Here is a 15,871-nt window from a genome sequence, read left to right on the forward strand (position 1 = left end):
CGCGTAGAAATATCTACGAGCATGCATATGCCGGGTTGGTGTGCAGGCGCACGAAGTGCCCGGTCACGGCCGTTCCCCGCGGCCGGCGCGGGCGAGCGAGGACACCCGGAGCGATGCATGACGAACACGATGTGGATGCGGGGCGTGGAGTGGCTGGCCGCCGCGGCGGCGGACCCGCGCTCCTGCAAGTGGGAGTGGGATCACGGCGAGGGCATCGCGCTGTTGGAGGCGGGCCGTTTCTGGGACGTGCTGAGCGTCCCCGACCGGCTGGGCCTGCTCACTCTCGACCTGCTGTGGCGGCCCGGACTGCCGGTGCCCGGACCGACACTGATCGACACGGCGGCCGGCCGTGTCGGGTTCTTCCTGCCGCCGGACCCGTCCGGGGGCTGGACGGGCGCCGGTCTGCGGTACGCGGCCAAGGGGGCCTGGGTCGCCGTACCGCCGCCGTATCGGCCCGCGCGTTTCCTGGAGTGGCTCGTGCCGCCCGACGGCACCGGCACGCTCCACTCGGCCGGCGCGCTGGAAGAAGCACTGCGGCAGGCCAACGGCGCCCTCGCCGTGCTCGCGCCGGTGTGCGGGCGGTGACGGTTCACCCGGCGACGGGTCGATCCGGTCCAGCTGATCGAGCCGGTCCAGGCGGTTCCCGTGGGCGGGCTCCGAGCGGGGCCGCGTGCCGGTCCCCCGTCCGACGGGCGTGGCAGGGTGAGCGCTCCTATGCTGGGAAGGTCCGGGCTCCGACGTCCGCTCACCGCACGTACGGCTCTCACGTGCTTGGAGTCAGACCATGTCGCAATCGTCCGCACGTCTGCGCCGGGGGGCCGCGATCGCCGCGCTGACGGGAACGCTGGTGGTACCGACCGCCGCCGGGGGCGCGAGGGCGGCACCGGTCGCCGTACCGGCCGCGGTCGGCGCCGACTCGCCCAGCCCGTCGCCCTCGGAGCCGGCCGTCCGTTCGCTCACCCCGCAGGTGGCACGCCAACTCGACGCCGCCGTACAGAAGGTGATGCGCGAGGCGAACGTGCCCGGCGTGACCGTCGGCATCTGGACGCCGGGACAGCCGAGTTACGTCCGTTCGTTCGGGGTCGCCGACAAGAGCACCGGCCAGAAGATGGCGCCGGACATGTATGTGCGCATCGGCAGCGAGACGAAGACGTTCACCGTGACCGGGCTGCTGCAGCTGGTGGACCAGAAGAAGGTCGCCCTGGACGACCCGATCGGCATGTACATCGACGGCGTACCCAACGGCGACAGGATCACGCTGCGTCAACTGGCCGGCATGCGCAGCGGACTGTTCAACTACTCGGAAGACCCGGGCTTCTTCAAGGCGCTGACGTCCGACCCGCAACGGCCCTTCACACCCCAGCAGTTGCTGGCCTACTCCTTCAAGCATCCGGTGATGTTCCAGCCGGGGCAGAAGTTCTACTACTCCAACACCAATCTGATCCTGCTCGGTCTGGTGGTGGAGAAGGAGAGCGGGCAGCGCCTGGGGGACTACATCAAGCAGCACGTCCTCGATCCGGCCGGCATGCGGCACACGCTCTTCCCGACCGGCAACGAGTTCCCCGCACCGCATGCGCAGGGCTACACCGAGCAGACGGCGAACGGCAAGGAGGCCGACGCGGCCGACTGGAACCCGTCCTGGGGCTGGGCGGCCGGCGCCGTCATCTCCACCCTGGAGGATCTGCACACCTGGGCGCCCACGGTGGCCATGGGCCGGTTCCCGGACGGGACGCGGATGGTCGCTGCCGCCACCCAGAGGCAGCGGCTGACCACCCCGCAGACCGGGTCGATCAAGGGCGCCGGCTACGGCCTGGGCATCTTCGACGTGCAGGGCTGGATCGGCCACAACGGCTCCCTGCCGGGCTATGAGTCGCTGGCCGTCTACCTGCCCTCGACCCGTACGACGCTCGTCGCACTCCTCAACACCGACACCGCCTACCGGTCCCAGGAACCCAGCACCGTGCTCGGCGAAGCGATCACGAAGGTCATCTCCCCCGCGCACGTCTACAACCTGCCGCGCACACGCACCGGCTGAGGGACCGGCGCGAACGGCGGGGCGGCACCACCGGCGCCTGCGGCGGGAGTTCGCGGTCCGGTGCGGTGCGCGGGCCTGGAGGCGGGGCCGCGACCGGTCCCCCGTTCCGGTCGTGCCCCGCGGATGCCGAAGGTACGGGCATTGCCGGGGACGGGGTAGTGCACCGGTGCCCGGCGCGGCCCGCACCGCACTCACCGGTGCACAGGTGAGTCCGTTTGGTCCGGGTTCGCACGTGCGGGTTCGGGACCGCTCGGCGCGCCGAGGCCGGGTACGGGCAGCTCGCCGGTGACGAGGTGGGCGAGGACGACCTCGTACAGGTCGGTGCCGCCGGCCGTCAGCCGGCGTTCCAGGACGGGCTCGGCCGCCCGGAGATGTTCGCGCACGGTCTGGGCGTGTACGCCGAGCACCTGGGCGGCGCGTTCGGCGTGCGCGTCGGCGCCGGTCCAGGCGCGCAGGGTGCGGCGCAGGTCCCGGCCGTCGTCGTCGAGGCGGCCGAGGAGCCCTTCGGCCCAGGCGCGCAGCGCGCCCGTCCGGAGCAGCTCGGTGAGCCGGGTGCGGTCCGGCGGATCGGGGGCGTCGCGGCACGGGTCGTACGGGCCGTGCGCGGCCTCGGTGTTGAGGGCGGCGTGGATGACGGCGCGGACAGCCAGCCGGGAGAAGTCGACGCCGAGCAGCGCGGCGACCCGGTCCATCCGTGCGCGCACCGTGTTACGGCTGACGCCGAGCACCTTGGCCGCGTTCACGGCGGTGAACTCCAGGCCCAGCCGGGTGGTGGCGAGGAGTTCGGCGCGCACATGGTGCGCCAGCGCGTCGAGCGGCCGCAGCACCGCGCCGGCCCAGACCCGCAGCGCGGCTGGATCCATGAGCTGTGCGGGCCGGGTGCGGGCGGCGTAGACGGCCGCCCGGTCGGGCCGGAAGCGGGCCACGGCGAGGGCGGTGACGGCCTGCCCATAGGCGGTGGCGGTCAGGGCGAGTCGCTGGCGGGGGCTGCCGCCGAGGAAGGTGCCGGGCCGGTCGGCGACGAGGGACCGCAGCCGCTCCCCCACGCCGGTGCACGGGCCGACGACGATGACGTGTTCGTCCACGGCGGGACAGCGGACGACGAGCGCCCCGCCGGCGGTGGAGTCCACGCACGCCTCGGCGAGCCGGTCGCGTTCGGCGGCGGCGCCCTCGAGGACGTAGACGCGGGCGGTGTCCTCCTCCAGCAGGCCCGGCCAGAGACCGGCGGCGACCCGGCGGGCGGAGACGGTGTCCTCCACCATGAGCAGTTGCAGGATCGCCAGCCGCAGATCGGCCGTGGCCCGCCGCAGCCGTCGGCCGGATTCTGTCAACTCCTTTTCCCGGAGCAGCAGTTCCAGTACGGGTGCGGTGTGGCCGAGGATGTCCGCCGCCTGCCGGTCGAAGGGTGTCGCGCGTGCCACGGCGAGGACGGCTCCGGCTGTCGGGCCAGGTCCCGGGTGTCGTATGGCGACCAGTCGCACATGCCGTACGCCGTCCTGGAGGGCCGCGGCGGAGACCCGCCCGGCGGCGACGTCGGCGACCACGGCGGCGTCGAGTGGCAGGCGTTCGCCGGCGAGGAGCGCGCCGCGCGCGTCCTGGAGGCACACCGCCGCCTGCACGGTCCTGCCGAGCCAGGCGACGAGCCGGCGCAGATCGCGTCCGGCGGGCCGCAGATGGTCCAGCAACTCCTGCGCCCAGGCGCTGTCGCCGCTGTGCGGCTGCTGGAACGCCGGGCCCCCGTCCGCTCGGCCGGCCACGTGCGCCCCTCTCCTCGTCTCCGTGTTGACCTGGGCTTACAGATCCGCACACGGTACCCGACGCGACGCGCTCCCGCGCCGGACATGGCTCCGCCGGCGGCCCGGGGGGGTGGGCTGCCGACGGAGACATCGCGTCCGAGGCGGGGGGGATGCCCAGGACGGCTCAGGGTCGCATGCCCCCGAATCCCGAAAGTACTCCTGCGAATTCGAGGCGGTCGGCCAGGTGCGGCTCGGTCCGGCCCCGTTCGCCGTGGCGCCGCGCACCCCCGCCGCCGCACGTACCGCTCCCACCAGGCACAACACCCCGGTGACCGGCATGGCGGCGTACACACGGGCATGAACGCCCGGTCACTGCCCTCGATTACGTTGGTGACCGACGGTGATGGGTGACTGTGGGGCCGGTGGGCGTCTGGGGGCGCGTGGGGTGCCGGGGACGGCATAAGCTCGACGGGTGGCGAAGTACTTCGACGTGCACCCCGAGAACCCGCAACCGCGCAGCATCGCTCAGATCGCCGACGCGGTGCGCTCGGAAGCACTCATCGCATACCCGACCGACTCCTGTTACGCGCTGGGCTGCCGGCTGGGCAGCCGGGACGGCATGGAGCGGATCCGCTCCATCCGCCGCCTGGACGACCGGCACCACTTCACGCTGATGTGCCGGGACTTTGCGCAGCTCGGCCAGTTCGTGCGGGTGGACAACGACGTGTTCCGCGCCGTGAAGGCGTCCACGCCCGGCAGTTACACCTTCATCCTCCCGGCCACCCGCGAGGTGCCGCGCAAGCTGCTGCACCCGAAGAAGAAGACCGTGGGCGTACGCATCCCCGACCACGTGGTCACCCAGGCGCTGCTGGCCGAGCTGGGCGAGCCGCTGCTGTCCAGCACGCTGCTGCTGCCGGACGAGGAGGAGCCGCTGACGCAAGGCTGGGAGATCAAGGACCGGCTCGACCACGCGGTGGACGCGGTGGTCGACTCGGGCGACTGCGGCACCGAGCCGACGACGGTCGTGGACTTCTCCAGCGGCGAGGCGGAGATCGTACGGCGGGGCGCCGGGGACACCAGCCGCTTCGAGTGAGCGCGCGGCGCACCGGGTGCGGGGTTGCCGATCTTGCATGACAGCATGGGCGTAGCCGTGGCGTCGAGGCAGACTCCGTCCGACGCCGATTCCCCGAGGGAGGGTCTGCTCACCATGACCGATGTCCAGGGAAACGATGTCGACATCCGCACCGAGGACGGCGTCTGCGACGCCTACCTCGTCCATCCCGCCGACGGACGCCCCCGTCCGGGCGTGCTGTTCTACCAGGACGCCTACGGACTGCGTCCGCACCTGCGGTCGATGGCCGACCGGCTGGCCGCCGCCGGCTACACCGTGCTGGTGCCGAACGTGTTCTACCGCCTCGGCCGGACCCCGGTCGTCGACCTGCCCGAGTTCATCGACCCCGGCGCCGATCCGACCATATGGCAGCGGCTCGGCCCGGTGGTGTCCTCGCTGACACCGGACCTGGCCGGCCGGGACGCGGGCGCCTATCTGCGGTGGCTGGCCGACAGCCGGCTGGTGGCCGAGGGGCCGGTCGCGGTGACCGGTTACTGCATGGGCGCCCGGCTGGGCCTGTGGACGGCGGCCGCGCATCCGGACCGGGTCGCGGCGGTGGCCGGGTTCCACGGCGGCGCCCTCGCCACCGAGGAGCCGACCAGCCCGCACCTCGGCGCCCCGGCCATCACCGCGGAGCTGTACTTCGGGCACGCCGACAACGACCACGCGCTGCCCCCGGAGCAGATCGCGCGCTTCGAGGAGGCCCTCAACGCGGCCGGGGTACGGCACGCCTGCGAGGTCTACCCGGGCGCCCGGCACGGCTACACCCAGGCGGACACGCCCGCGTACGACCACGAGGCCGACGAGCGGCACTGGGCGGCTCTGCTGGACCTGCTCAAGCGCACGTTCTGACACCGGGTCCGGCGCCCGCCCGAGTCCGGCTCGCGGCGGGCGCCGAGCCGTCCCGGCCCACTTCGCCCCGCTCAACTCATTGACATGCACGCGCCTTGGCATGAGTCTGAGAGCGCTCTCAAACAGGTACGGACCAACATCCGTACGACCCCGACCCCACACGGAGGTAGGAGAGTGCCTCATACACGCACGCGCCCGGCACTGCCCCTGGCGGCCGCCGCGGCCCTGGCCGGCTCGGTGCTCGCGTTCGGCTCCCCGGACCGCGCCGCCGCTGCCGTACCGGACACCATCCCGCTGAAGATCACCAACAACTCGGGCCGTTCCGGACCCGTTTATGTCTACGACCTCGGCACCCAGCTGTCCTCCGGGCAGCAGGGCTGGGCCGACGCGGGCGGCGCCTTCCACGCCTGGCCGGCGGGCGGCAACCCCCCGACGCCCGCTCCGGACGCGGCGATCGACGGCCCGGCCCCCGGGCAGTCGAAGACGATCCGGATACCGAAGTTCTCCGGCCGGATCTACTTCTCCTACGGCCAGAAGCTCGACTTCCGGCTGACCACCGGCGGCCTGGTGCAGCCGGCGGTGCAGAATCCCTCCGACCCCAACCGGAACATCCTGTTCAACTGGTCCGAGTACACCCTCAACGACTCCGGGCTGTGGCTGAACAGCACCCAGGTGGACATGGTCTCGGCGCCGTACGCGGTCGGGGTGCAGCGCTCCGACGGGAGTGTGAGCAGCACCGGGCATCTGAAGTCCGGTGGTTACACAGGCTTCTTCAACGCGCTGCGGAGCCGGTCGGGCGGCTGGTCCGGCCTGATCCAGACCCGCTCCGACGGCACGGTGCTGCGCGCGCTGTCGCCGCTGTACGGCGTGGAGACCGGCGCCCTGCCGGCCAACGTGATGGACGACTACGTCAACCGGGTCTGGCAGAAGTACACGACGTCGACACTGACCGTCACGCCGTTCGCCGACCAGCCGAACACCAAGTACTACGGCCGTGTCTCGGGCGGCGTCATGAACTTCACGAACGCCTCGGGCGCGGTCGTCACCAGCTTCCAGAAGCCCGACGCGGACAGCGTCTTCGGCTGTCACAAGCTGCTCGACGCGCCCAACGACACCGTTCGCGGCCCCATCTCCCGCACCCTGTGCGCCGGTTACAACCGCTCCACGCTGCTGATCAACCCGAACCAGCCGGACACCACGACGGCCGGCTTCTACCAGGACGCGGTGACCAACCGGTACGCCGGTGCCGTGCACGCCCAGATGGCCGACGGCAAGGCCTACGCGTTCGCCTTCGACGACGTCGGCAACCAGGAGTCGCTGGTCCACGACGGCAGCCCGCAGCAGGCGTATCTGACGCTGGATCCGCTGAGCTGACATGGCACGGCCCCGCACCGCTCGGGTGCGGGGCCGCGAGGCGGGGTGACTCAGCCGGTCGTCAGGGCGGTGTCGTCCACGACGAAGCTGGTCTGCAGCGAGGAGTCCTCCACGCCGTTGAACTTCAGCGTGACCGTCGAGCCCGCCAGCGAGGACAGGTCGAAGGACTTCTGGCTGTAGCCGGAGGCCTTGTTGAGGTTCGAGTAGGTCGCGAGCGTCTTCGAACCCGCGGTCACCGTCAGCTTGTCGTACTGCGTGCTGGTGGTGGTCTCCGAGGTGTCGATGTGCAGGTAGAAGGTCAGGGTCGCCTTGCAGCCCGCGGGGATGGTCACCGACTGGGACAGGGTGTCGGTGTGCGAGGAGCCGTAACCGTCCAGCCAGGCCTTGTAGGAGCCGCTGTGGGCCGCCTCACCGCTGTCGGTGGTGATGACTCCGCTGGTGGCGGTCCAGCCGGTGCTCCCGGACTCGAAACCGGGGTTGCTCAGCAGCTGGGCCGAGGTGCAGCCGCCTCCGCCACTGGGGTTGACCGTCCAGTTGAAGGTCGCGGTACCGGTCGCACCGGTGGAGTCGGTCACCGTCACCGTGGTGCTGGAGGTGCCCGCCGTGGTGGGCGTGCCGGTGATCAGGCCGGTGGAGCTGTTGATCGACAGGCCCGCGGGCAGTCCGGAGGCGCTGTAGGACAGCGCGCCGCTGTTGGTGCTGCTCGCCTGGATCTGCAGGCTCACGGCGGTGCCGACGGTCGAGGTCTGGCTGCCGGGGCTGGTGACCGTCACTCCGCTGCTCGGCGGGGTGATGTGGCTGCCCACGTTGATGCCGGCGAAGGCGTTGCCGACTCCGGCGTACTGCGTGGAGTTGGCGCCGTACAGGGCGGCTGCCGCGTTCAGGGCGGCGGTGCGGGCGGCGGCGTAGTCGGTGCTGGACGTCATGTACGTCGTCAGCGCCTTGTACCAGATCTGCAGCGCGGCGGCGCGGCCGATGCCGGTGACGGCGACGCCGTCGGAGGTCGGGCTGTTGTAGGTCACGCCGTTGATGACCTTGGTGCCGCTGCCCTCGGACAGCAGGTAGAACATGTGGTTCGCCGGGCCCGAGGAGTAGTGCACGTCCAGGCCGCCGACGCCCGAGTACCAGGAGTCGGCCGAACTGCCGTCCTTGCTGGGCTTGTCCATGTAGCGCAGCGGGGTGCCGTCGCCGTTGATGTTGATCATCTCGCCGATGAGGTAGTCACCGACGTCCTTGCTGTTGTTGGCGTAGAACTCCACGCCGGTGCCCATGACGTCGGAGGTCGCCTCGTTCAGTCCGCCCGATTCACCGGTGTAGTCGAGGCCGGCGGTGTTGGAGGTGACACCGTGGGTCATCTCGTGCCCGGCCACGTCCAGCGAGGTCAGCGGGTCGTTGTTGGCGGAGCCGTCGCCGTAGGTCATGCAGAAGCAGCTGTCGTCCCAGAACGCGTTGACGTACGCGTTGCCGTAGTGGACGCGCGAGTAGGCGCCGACGCCGTCGTTCTTGATGCCGCTGCGGCCGAAGGTGTTCTTGTAGAAGTCCCAGGTCTCCTGCGCGCCGTAGTGGGCGTCCGCGCCCGCGGTCGCGGCGTTGGAGTTGGTGCCGTCGCCCCAGGTGTCGTTGGACTGCGAGAACAGCGTCCCGGTCCCCGAGGAGCCGTGGTTGAGGTTGTACGTCTTGTGGCCGCCGCGCGCCCCGTCGGTCAGCGTGTACGTCGAGCCCGACTGGGTCGTGGTGAGCGTGACCTGCCCGCTGTAGTGGGTGTTGCCGATGCCGGTTTTGATCGCCTGGTACCGGTACAGCTCCTTGCCGGTGCCGGCGTCGGTGATGACGTGCAGCTGGCTGGGCGTGCCGTCGTCCTGGAAGCCGCCGATCACCGTCTCCCAGGCGAGCTTCGGGGTGCCGCTGCCGGCCCAGATCACCTTGCGGGCGCTGTCGGTGGTCGGCTTCTTGGCGGCGAGGGACTTGGCGGCCTTCAGAGCCTTGCTCTCGGCGGCAGACTTGGTGAAGGTCGCGGTGGTGGAGGCGACCGTGATCCTGTGCTTGTTGTTGTAGGTCGTGGTCACCGTGCCCTTGGCCAGGGAGGCGGGCGGGGTGTGCACGACGAGGTCGCCGCCGAGGACGGGGAGGCCGGCGTAGGTGCGCTCGTACCGTGTGTGCAGGGTGCCGTCGTTGTCCTTCACGACGTCCTTGACGACCAGCTTCTCCTGCGCGCCGAGCCCGAGGGTGCGGGCGGTCGCGGTGGTCTGCTGCTGGGCGCTCGTCAGCAGCGCCTGGTGCTGGGCCGGACTGAGCTTGGCCTCCAGGCCGCCGGTGCGCAGCGGGCTGGGGTGGGGAGCGGCGGGCTTGGCGATCGCCGGGGCCGCCTGCATGCCGACGGCGAGGAAGGCCGCGGTGGAGACCAGGGCGGCTCCGACGGTGGTGCGCTTGTGGGGAAAGCGTCTGTGGGGTCTCACTCGTACTCCTCCTGCTGCGGCCGCCGGGTCGCGGCCGGTGACAGACGGGCAGACCGGTCTGCTGCCCGGTGAGCTGAGCTGTGCGGACCGTGGATCCGTGTGCGGGTTGCGAAGGATCGACGTGCGCACGGAGGATGACAGGATTGACCAGGCCATGTCATCACACTTGCGGCCAATCGAGGGTTTTCCCTATGAGACGGCTCAGGGCCGGGTCGCTCCCAAGTCCCGGCGCGGAAACCGCACCTGGCGCCGCAGCAGGTCGCAGGTGACGTCGCCGCCGACGGGCCGGCGCCCCGCGCCGGGCGACAACAGCACCTCGCACAGGCGGCCCCGCGGGCTCCGGCGCCGCGCGGAACACGGAGCAGGCGTAGGCGGTACGACGGGCCTGCGGGATCGGGACACGGGGCCTGCGACCGGCAGCCACCGGGGCTCACCTCCGTCCAGCCCGGCGGCTCACAGCCGTACGGTCATCGCCACCGTCACCTCGTCGCCGGCCTCCAGCGCCTCCGGGCGGCGCACGGCGGCCTTGAGCGGCAGCAGGTAGCCGCCGTCCCTGGGGAAGAGGGACGTGGTGAAGGCGGTGGCGCCGATCCTGGCCTCGACCGGGATCACACCCCAGCCGTAACTGGCCAGCGCGGCCACGTCACGGATGTCGGCGGACTCCGCGTCCGGCACGGCGACGAAGTAGTACGGCGCCGGCCCCCGCCACTCCACGACCCGTCCGGCGAACGCGAGTTGCATGCCCTGCCCCGTCCTGAAGGAGGACCACAGAGTAGCGGCGCCCGCCCGGCTCCCCGGCTGTCAGGTCACCTCCGATCCGCAAGCGACCGGTGCGATCCGTCCAGCGCGGTGTGCAGCCCGGCTCGTGGGCACCTTGGGCGTTCCGGACGGACACCGAGCCCCGGCCCGCGGGCGACACGCCCGGGCACCGGACCCCCCAACCGCCGCTGACCGGCACGTTGTTACGGTGCATGGTGTGTCTGACTCCTCACGCGATACCGCACAGGGCGCCGGCTGGGGCTCGGCCGAGCCCGGCGCCTACAAGCAGTTGATGCCGGACCACGTCGAGAAACTGTCGTGGCTGAATCCACGGACCCTGTGGATCGCCCGCAACGGCGTGCTGGCGTCCTGGTTCGGCGATCCGACCGGTCACACCAGAGCCCGCTGGGTGGCGCGCCGGGAGACGGCCGGGGCGCCGGCGGACAAGGTGATCCGGCAGGAGGTCACCGACCACTTCTCCTTCATGGTCATCGGGGACACCGGCGAGGGCGACGACCCCCAGTACGCCGTCGTGCCAGGCTTTCTGAAGATGAGTCAGGACACCGACTTCGCGGTGATCGCGAGCGACGTGATCTATCCGGTGGGCAGCGCCCAGGACTACGGCGACAAGTTCTTCCGGCCCTACCAGGACTATCCGGCGCCGATATACGCGATACCGGGCAACCACGACTGGTACGAGGACCTCGGCGCCTTCATGCGGGTCTTCTGCGCCGACACCCCGCCGCTCGGCCCCGAGCCCCGGCCGCGCCCCCTCAGCCGGGCCTGGTGGCGCGCCCTGCTGTGGCACCGGCCCCGTCCGACCGACGAGCGACGGCTCGCCGCCGCGCGGGCCCTGCGGTCGGCACCCGGCCAACAGGCCGCACAGCCCGGGCCGTACTGGGCGATCGACGCGGGTCCGGTCCGGATCGTCGGCATCGACACCGGCCTGCTCGGCACCATCGACGCCGAACAGGGCGCCTGGCTGCGCCAGGTGTCCCGGGGACCGAAGCCGAAGATCCTGATCACCGGGTCGCCGCTGTACGTCGACGGCGAGCACCACCCGTGCGAGATCGAGGGCGGCGGCACGGTGGACGCGATCGTGCGGGACCCGGAACACCACTACGTGGCCGCGATCGGCGGCGACATCCACAACTACCAGCGCTACCCGGTCGACGTGGACGGCCGCACCATCCAGTACGTGGTCGCGGGCGGCGGCGGGGCGTTCATGCACGCCACGCACACCATCCCGCGGGTGTCGGTCGGCGGCGTCACCGAGCGGGACTTCCGCTGCTATCCGCTGCGCGGCGACTCGCTCGCCTTCTACAGCCGCCTGTACGGCCGCAGGCTGCGGCTGCCCCGCTTGTTCACCCTGAGCGAGTCCGAGGCCATGGCCGTCGTCGCCGAACGGCTCGGCATCAAGCCGGGCCGCGCGCCCGGTCCGGACGCCCGGGTGACCCGGCGCACCCGTCTGGTCGCGAGCCTCCTGGGCACCGGCGGCCGCCCGGACCGTACGTCCCGCTTCCGGCTGCCCGTGCGCCAGCTCTACACCCGGCTGTTCTCGCCCAGCTCGGCCACCTACAGCCCGCCGTTCTTCAAGTGCTTCCTGCGGCTGGACGTCGCTCCGGAGGAGCTGCGGCTGCGCTGCTTCGCCGCCACCGGCAACCGAGCGCAGGAGGTCGATCCACCGGTCGAGGACGAGATCACCATCCCGCTGAAGTGATCACACGGTTGTCACATCCGCCTGCCAGAATCGAGGGCGGAACCGACGTACGACCGCTGGAGGAGCCCGTGCCGTCCATGCCCCGTCCGCTGCGCAAGCTGGGCTTCCTCACCATCGGCCTGTTCGACCCGGCGCAGCCGGGGCGGGGCCACGAGTCCACGCTGGAGATCATCGAGCTGGGCGAGCGGCTCGGCTTCGACAGCGCCTGGCTGCGCCACCGCCATCTGCAGTACGGCATCTCGTCCCCCGTCGCCGTCCTCGCCGCCGCCTCCCAGCGCACCCGCCGTATCGAGCTGGGCACCGCGGTGACCCCGCTCGGCTGGGAGAACCCGCTGCGCCTCGCCGAGGACCTCGCGACGGTGGACATCCTGTCCGGCGGCCGGCTGAACCCGGGCGTCAGCGTGGGCCCGCCGATGCACTTCGAGCAGGTCAAGGACGCCCTGTACCCGGACACCGCCGAGGCCGAGAACTTCGGCCACGAACGGGTGCGGCGACTGCTGGACCTGGTGCGCGGCAAGCCCGCGAGCGACTTCAGCGGGGTCGAGGGCTTCGAGGTGTTCTCGGACGTGGTCCAGCCGCATTCCCCCGGACTCGGCCGGCGGCTGTGGTACGGCGGCGGCAGCCCCGGCTCGGCGCGCTGGGCGGGCGAGCACGGCATGAACCTGCTCACCAGCAGCGTCGTCAAGGCGGAACAGCCGGACGGGCCATGGGACTTCGCTGAGATCCAGCTGTCCCTCATCAGGGAGTTCCGCGCCCGTCATCCCGACGGGGAGGCGGCCCGGGTCTCGCAGGGGCTGGTGGTGATCCCCACCGACTCCGCGACCCCGGAGCAGCGCGCCAGGTACACGGCGTACGCGGCCCAGCGCCTGCCCCGCACGACCTCCCCGCAGGGACCGGGCCGGCTGCTGTTCGCCCCGGACCTGGTCGGCACCTCGGAGGAGATCGCCGGACAGCTGCACGCGCATGCCGCGTTCCGGGAGGTGGACGAGGTGGCGTTCGCGCTGCCGTTCACCTTCGAGCACGAGGACTACATACAGATCCTGACGGACATGGCGACCAGGCTGGGCCCGGCGCTGGGGTGGCAGCCTGCGGGCTGACCGGGGTCCCGCACCGCCGCTCGATGTCTCGGTTCACCAGCGGCCGGCCTCCGTACCGACGACCGGTTGCGACGCCCTGCCGTCCACGCCCACCGGCACATCACCCTGGAGCATCACCCGGTGCATGATCCGGGGCGAGCCGGCGTGGGCGTGGTCGCTCGGAGCGAGGTGGATGGTGGCCCGGTTGTCCCAGAAGGCGACGCTGCCCGGCTCCCAGCGGAAGCGGACGGTGTACTCGGGGCGGACCGCCTGCTCCAGCAGCATCCGCAGGATCGCCGTGCTCTCCGGACGGGAGAGGCCGGCGATCTCCTCCACGTAGTAGCCGTTGACGAACAGCACCCGCTCCCCCGTCTCCGGATGCACCCGCACCAGGGGGTGCAGGGAGGCCACCTGGCTGTCCAGGAGGCGCCGGGCGAACGCGTCGTCGCCGGGCCGGGGCTGGTAGCCCACGCCGAGCCGGTGCTCGGCGCACAGCCCGTCCACGAAGGCCCGGACCGGTGCCGACAGACCGGCGTAGGCGGCGGCCAGATTGGCCCAGGTGGTGTCGCCGCCGTAGGGCGGGACGGTCTCGGCGCGCAGGATGGTCGCGGCCGGCGGGTCGATCCGGGTGCCGTGGTCGCAGTGCCAGCCGCGCAGCAGGGTGTGGTGGCGCCGGTGCAGCCACTCGTCGCGCTCCATGCCGTACTGTCCGGCCAGTTCCAGCAGGTCGGCGGTCGTCTCGACCCCGGGGAAGTCCGGCGGCGAGTGCGGACCGCGGCGTGGCAGCGCGACCGGTTCGCCGAAGCGGCGGGCGAAGGCGAGATGAGCGGCGTGGTCCAGCTCCTGCCCGCGGAAGAACACCACCTTCCAGCGCAGCACGGCCCGCCGGATCAGGGCCACCACGGCGTCGTCCAGCGGCCCGGCGAGATCGACGCCGGTGATGTCGGCCCCGATGTGTCCGGCAGCCGGCTTCACCTCCACGCCCTCGACCCGCTCCGTCTGCTCCGCGGTGGCTCTGTGCGTCGTCATGCGCGCTCCCGTGCTCGTCCGAACCGGCTCCACCAAGATCGTGGCACCGCGGGCCTCACACGGCGAACTCCCGGATGAGCGTGTTCCCGAACACGGCCGTGCCGCCGGCCGAGAACAGCGCCAGCCGGTCGTCCACCAGGTAGGGGAACACCTCGCTGGAGTGCACATACCGGCCGTCGTCCACGAACATCTCGACGGAGGTGCGGTCCACCAGGATGCGCAGCCTCACCCGTCCGGCGCTCGGATCGAACGGGCTGCGGCTCTCCTGCCGGTTGCCGCTGGTGTCGGGGTTGACGGTCCCCCGCCGGTTGAGGAAGACGTAGTCGTTCCAGAACCCGGCGTCGATGTGCCGCCCACCGTCGGGTGAGCGGCGCAACTGCACGCCCGCTCCGGTGAGTTGGGACCAGGTGATCTCCGTCGTCAGCTCGTAGGAGATCCCGGTGTGGTCGAGGAGGCGGGTACCGTCGACGGTGAGGTCGCCGAGGTTCACGGTGCGCGAGACGTAGGAGTCGAGTGCGGCGACCGGCCGGGAGGCCAGGTAGTAGCCGCCGGAACCGGACTTCTTGAGCGTGATCTCGCGGACGACGGAGTCGGTGCCGTTGAAGCCGTCCGCGTCGATCGTGGGTGTGGTGTGGGCGTAGGCCCAGTTGTTCAGCCAGCCGAGGGCGTAGCGCGCGGCCGGGTCCGGGGATCCGTCCGCCTGCCGTTTCTCGAAGGTGACCGCCGCGTACCAGTCCCAGCCGTGGTCCAGCCACTGCGGATCGCCGGAGTCGGCGGTGAAGGAAGTGCCGTCGAAGGAACCGGTCCAGTAGGCGAAGGTGTTGGGCTGTCCCGACCCCGTGCCGTCCGCGCTCGCGCCCAGCACCCACTTCTGCGTGCCGTCGTCGGCGGTGATCCGGAACAGGTCGGGGCACTCGAACACACCGATGCCGTCCTTGACGAAACCGCCCGCATACGTCCAGGACTTGAGATCGGCCGACCGGTAGAAGCCGATCTTGTCGCGTTCGGCGAGGGCCATCAGCCAGCGGTCGTGGTCCTCGTCCCTGATGACCTTGGGGTCACGGAAGTCGGCCCCCACGCCCGGGCCGGCCAGGACGGGGTCGGTGCCGTAGTTCGCGAAAGTGCGGCCGCCGTCGGCGGAGTGGTACAGGAACTGCGCCTGACGGTCGGTGCCGCCGCCGGGTGACATCGTGACGACGGCTATCACCGCGCCCGCGCCGAAACCGGCCGTGTCGGCGCTGTCGACCACCGCCGAGCCCGACCAGACATCGCCGTTGACGGTCGTGTCCTTGGGCACGGCGATCCCCCGGTCGGTGAAGGAGACCAGGTCGGTGCTGGTGGCCAGGCGCCAGGCGGTGCCCACCTCGCCACCGTCGAGATAGTCGGCGTTGTAGAGGTAGTAGTAGTGGTACTCGCCGTCGATCCAGACGGGGCGCTGGGGGTCGTTCTTCCACTGGTCGGGGACCGTGAAGTGGTAACCGGCCCGGTAACTCAGGCAGTTCCGCGCCGGCTTGGGCCTCGCACTCGGCTCAGCGCCTGCGGGGAGCGCCGGCAGCAGCGCCGCGCCGGCTCCCGCGGCGGTCGTGGTGAACAGGGCTCTTCTGGTCGGGCCACGCATCACGCATCGTCCCTCTCGTGATGATCCATGGGACCAGGACTGTAGACCTAACTCGTTAAAGGTCAAGCGTCCCCGCACCTTGACAGGGACGTAACACGCTTCTCA

Annotated in this window: 12 protein-coding genes; 7 read left to right on the forward strand and 5 right to left on the reverse strand. The window is 71.3% G+C overall.

All coding sequences use genetic code 11. The features are described from left to right. The first annotated feature begins 117 nt into the window (after positions 1–117). Together AB0L75_RS20025 and AB0L75_RS20030 are read left to right on the forward strand one after the other, a co-directional pair. Positions 118–585 (forward strand): hypothetical protein, encoded by a 468-nt coding sequence (locus AB0L75_RS20025; RefSeq protein WP_365182492.1) that lies wholly within the window; start codon positions 118–120, stop codon positions 583–585. Between the two features lie 199 nt (positions 586–784). After that, positions 785–2,035: a serine hydrolase domain-containing protein gene (locus tag AB0L75_RS20030; protein ID WP_365182494.1), complete on the forward strand. Its 1,251-nt coding sequence runs from the start codon at positions 785–787 to the stop codon at positions 2,033–2,035. A 191-nt stretch (positions 2,036–2,226) separates the two neighbouring features. On the opposite strand, the gene AB0L75_RS20035 is transcribed toward AB0L75_RS20030, so the two are convergent. Then, positions 2,227–3,792 carry a helix-turn-helix domain-containing protein gene (locus AB0L75_RS20035; protein ID WP_365182496.1) on the reverse strand — a complete coding sequence of 522 codons (1,566 nt, stop codon included), beginning with the start codon at positions 3,790–3,792 and terminating at the stop codon, positions 2,227–2,229. A 451-nt stretch (positions 3,793–4,243) separates the two neighbouring features. On the opposite strand from AB0L75_RS20035, the gene AB0L75_RS20040 reads away from it, so the two are divergent. From AB0L75_RS20040 to AB0L75_RS20050, 3 genes are all read left to right on the forward strand, one after another. Next, positions 4,244–4,864 (forward strand): L-threonylcarbamoyladenylate synthase, encoded by a 621-nt coding sequence (locus tag AB0L75_RS20040; protein ID WP_365182498.1) that lies wholly within the window; start codon positions 4,244–4,246, stop codon positions 4,862–4,864. 114 nt (positions 4,865–4,978) lie between these two features. Continuing rightward, positions 4,979–5,734, forward strand: coding sequence for a dienelactone hydrolase family protein (locus AB0L75_RS20045; protein ID WP_365182500.1), 756 nt, complete (start codon positions 4,979–4,981; stop codon positions 5,732–5,734). A gap of 174 nt (positions 5,735–5,908) precedes the next feature. Continuing rightward, positions 5,909–7,108, forward strand: coding sequence for a glycoside hydrolase family 64 protein (locus AB0L75_RS20050; RefSeq protein WP_365182502.1), 1,200 nt, complete (start codon positions 5,909–5,911; stop codon positions 7,106–7,108). A 50-nt stretch (positions 7,109–7,158) separates the two neighbouring features. On the opposite strand, the gene AB0L75_RS20055 is transcribed toward AB0L75_RS20050, so the two are convergent. Together AB0L75_RS20055 and AB0L75_RS20060 are read right to left on the reverse strand one after the other, a co-directional pair. Beyond that, positions 7,159–9,564, reverse strand: coding sequence for a M4 family metallopeptidase (locus tag AB0L75_RS20055; RefSeq protein ID WP_365182504.1), 2,406 nt, complete (start codon positions 9,562–9,564; stop codon positions 7,159–7,161). 453 nt (positions 9,565–10,017) lie between these two features. Next, on the reverse strand, positions 10,018–10,305 hold the full coding sequence (locus AB0L75_RS20060) for a DUF1905 domain-containing protein (protein ID WP_365182506.1): 288 nt from the start codon (positions 10,303–10,305) through the stop codon (positions 10,018–10,020). 235 nt (positions 10,306–10,540) lie between these two features. On the opposite strand from AB0L75_RS20060, the gene AB0L75_RS20065 reads away from it, so the two are divergent. Together AB0L75_RS20065 and AB0L75_RS20070 are read left to right on the forward strand one after the other, a co-directional pair. After that, positions 10,541–12,043 (forward strand): metallophosphoesterase, encoded by a 1,503-nt coding sequence (locus AB0L75_RS20065; RefSeq protein WP_365182508.1) that lies wholly within the window; start codon positions 10,541–10,543, stop codon positions 12,041–12,043. Between the two features lie 68 nt (positions 12,044–12,111). Next, a complete protein-coding gene (locus AB0L75_RS20070; protein WP_365182510.1) occupies positions 12,112–13,140 on the forward strand; it encodes an LLM class flavin-dependent oxidoreductase in 1,029 nt (342 codons plus the stop codon). Positions 13,141–13,173: 33 nt separating this feature from the next. On the opposite strand, the gene AB0L75_RS20075 is transcribed toward AB0L75_RS20070, so the two are convergent. Beyond that, a complete protein-coding gene (locus AB0L75_RS20075) occupies positions 13,174–14,148 on the reverse strand; it encodes a TauD/TfdA family dioxygenase (RefSeq protein WP_365182512.1) in 975 nt (324 codons plus the stop codon). 55 nt (positions 14,149–14,203) lie between these two features. Further along, positions 14,204–15,766, reverse strand: coding sequence for a GH32 C-terminal domain-containing protein (locus tag AB0L75_RS20080; RefSeq protein ID WP_365182513.1), 1,563 nt, complete (start codon positions 15,764–15,766; stop codon positions 14,204–14,206). Between the last annotated feature and the right edge of the window lie 105 nt (positions 15,767–15,871).

The organism is Streptomyces sp. NPDC052101 (assembly GCF_040680235.1).
Classification (GTDB): Bacteria; Actinomycetota; Actinomycetes; order Streptomycetales; family Streptomycetaceae; genus Streptomyces.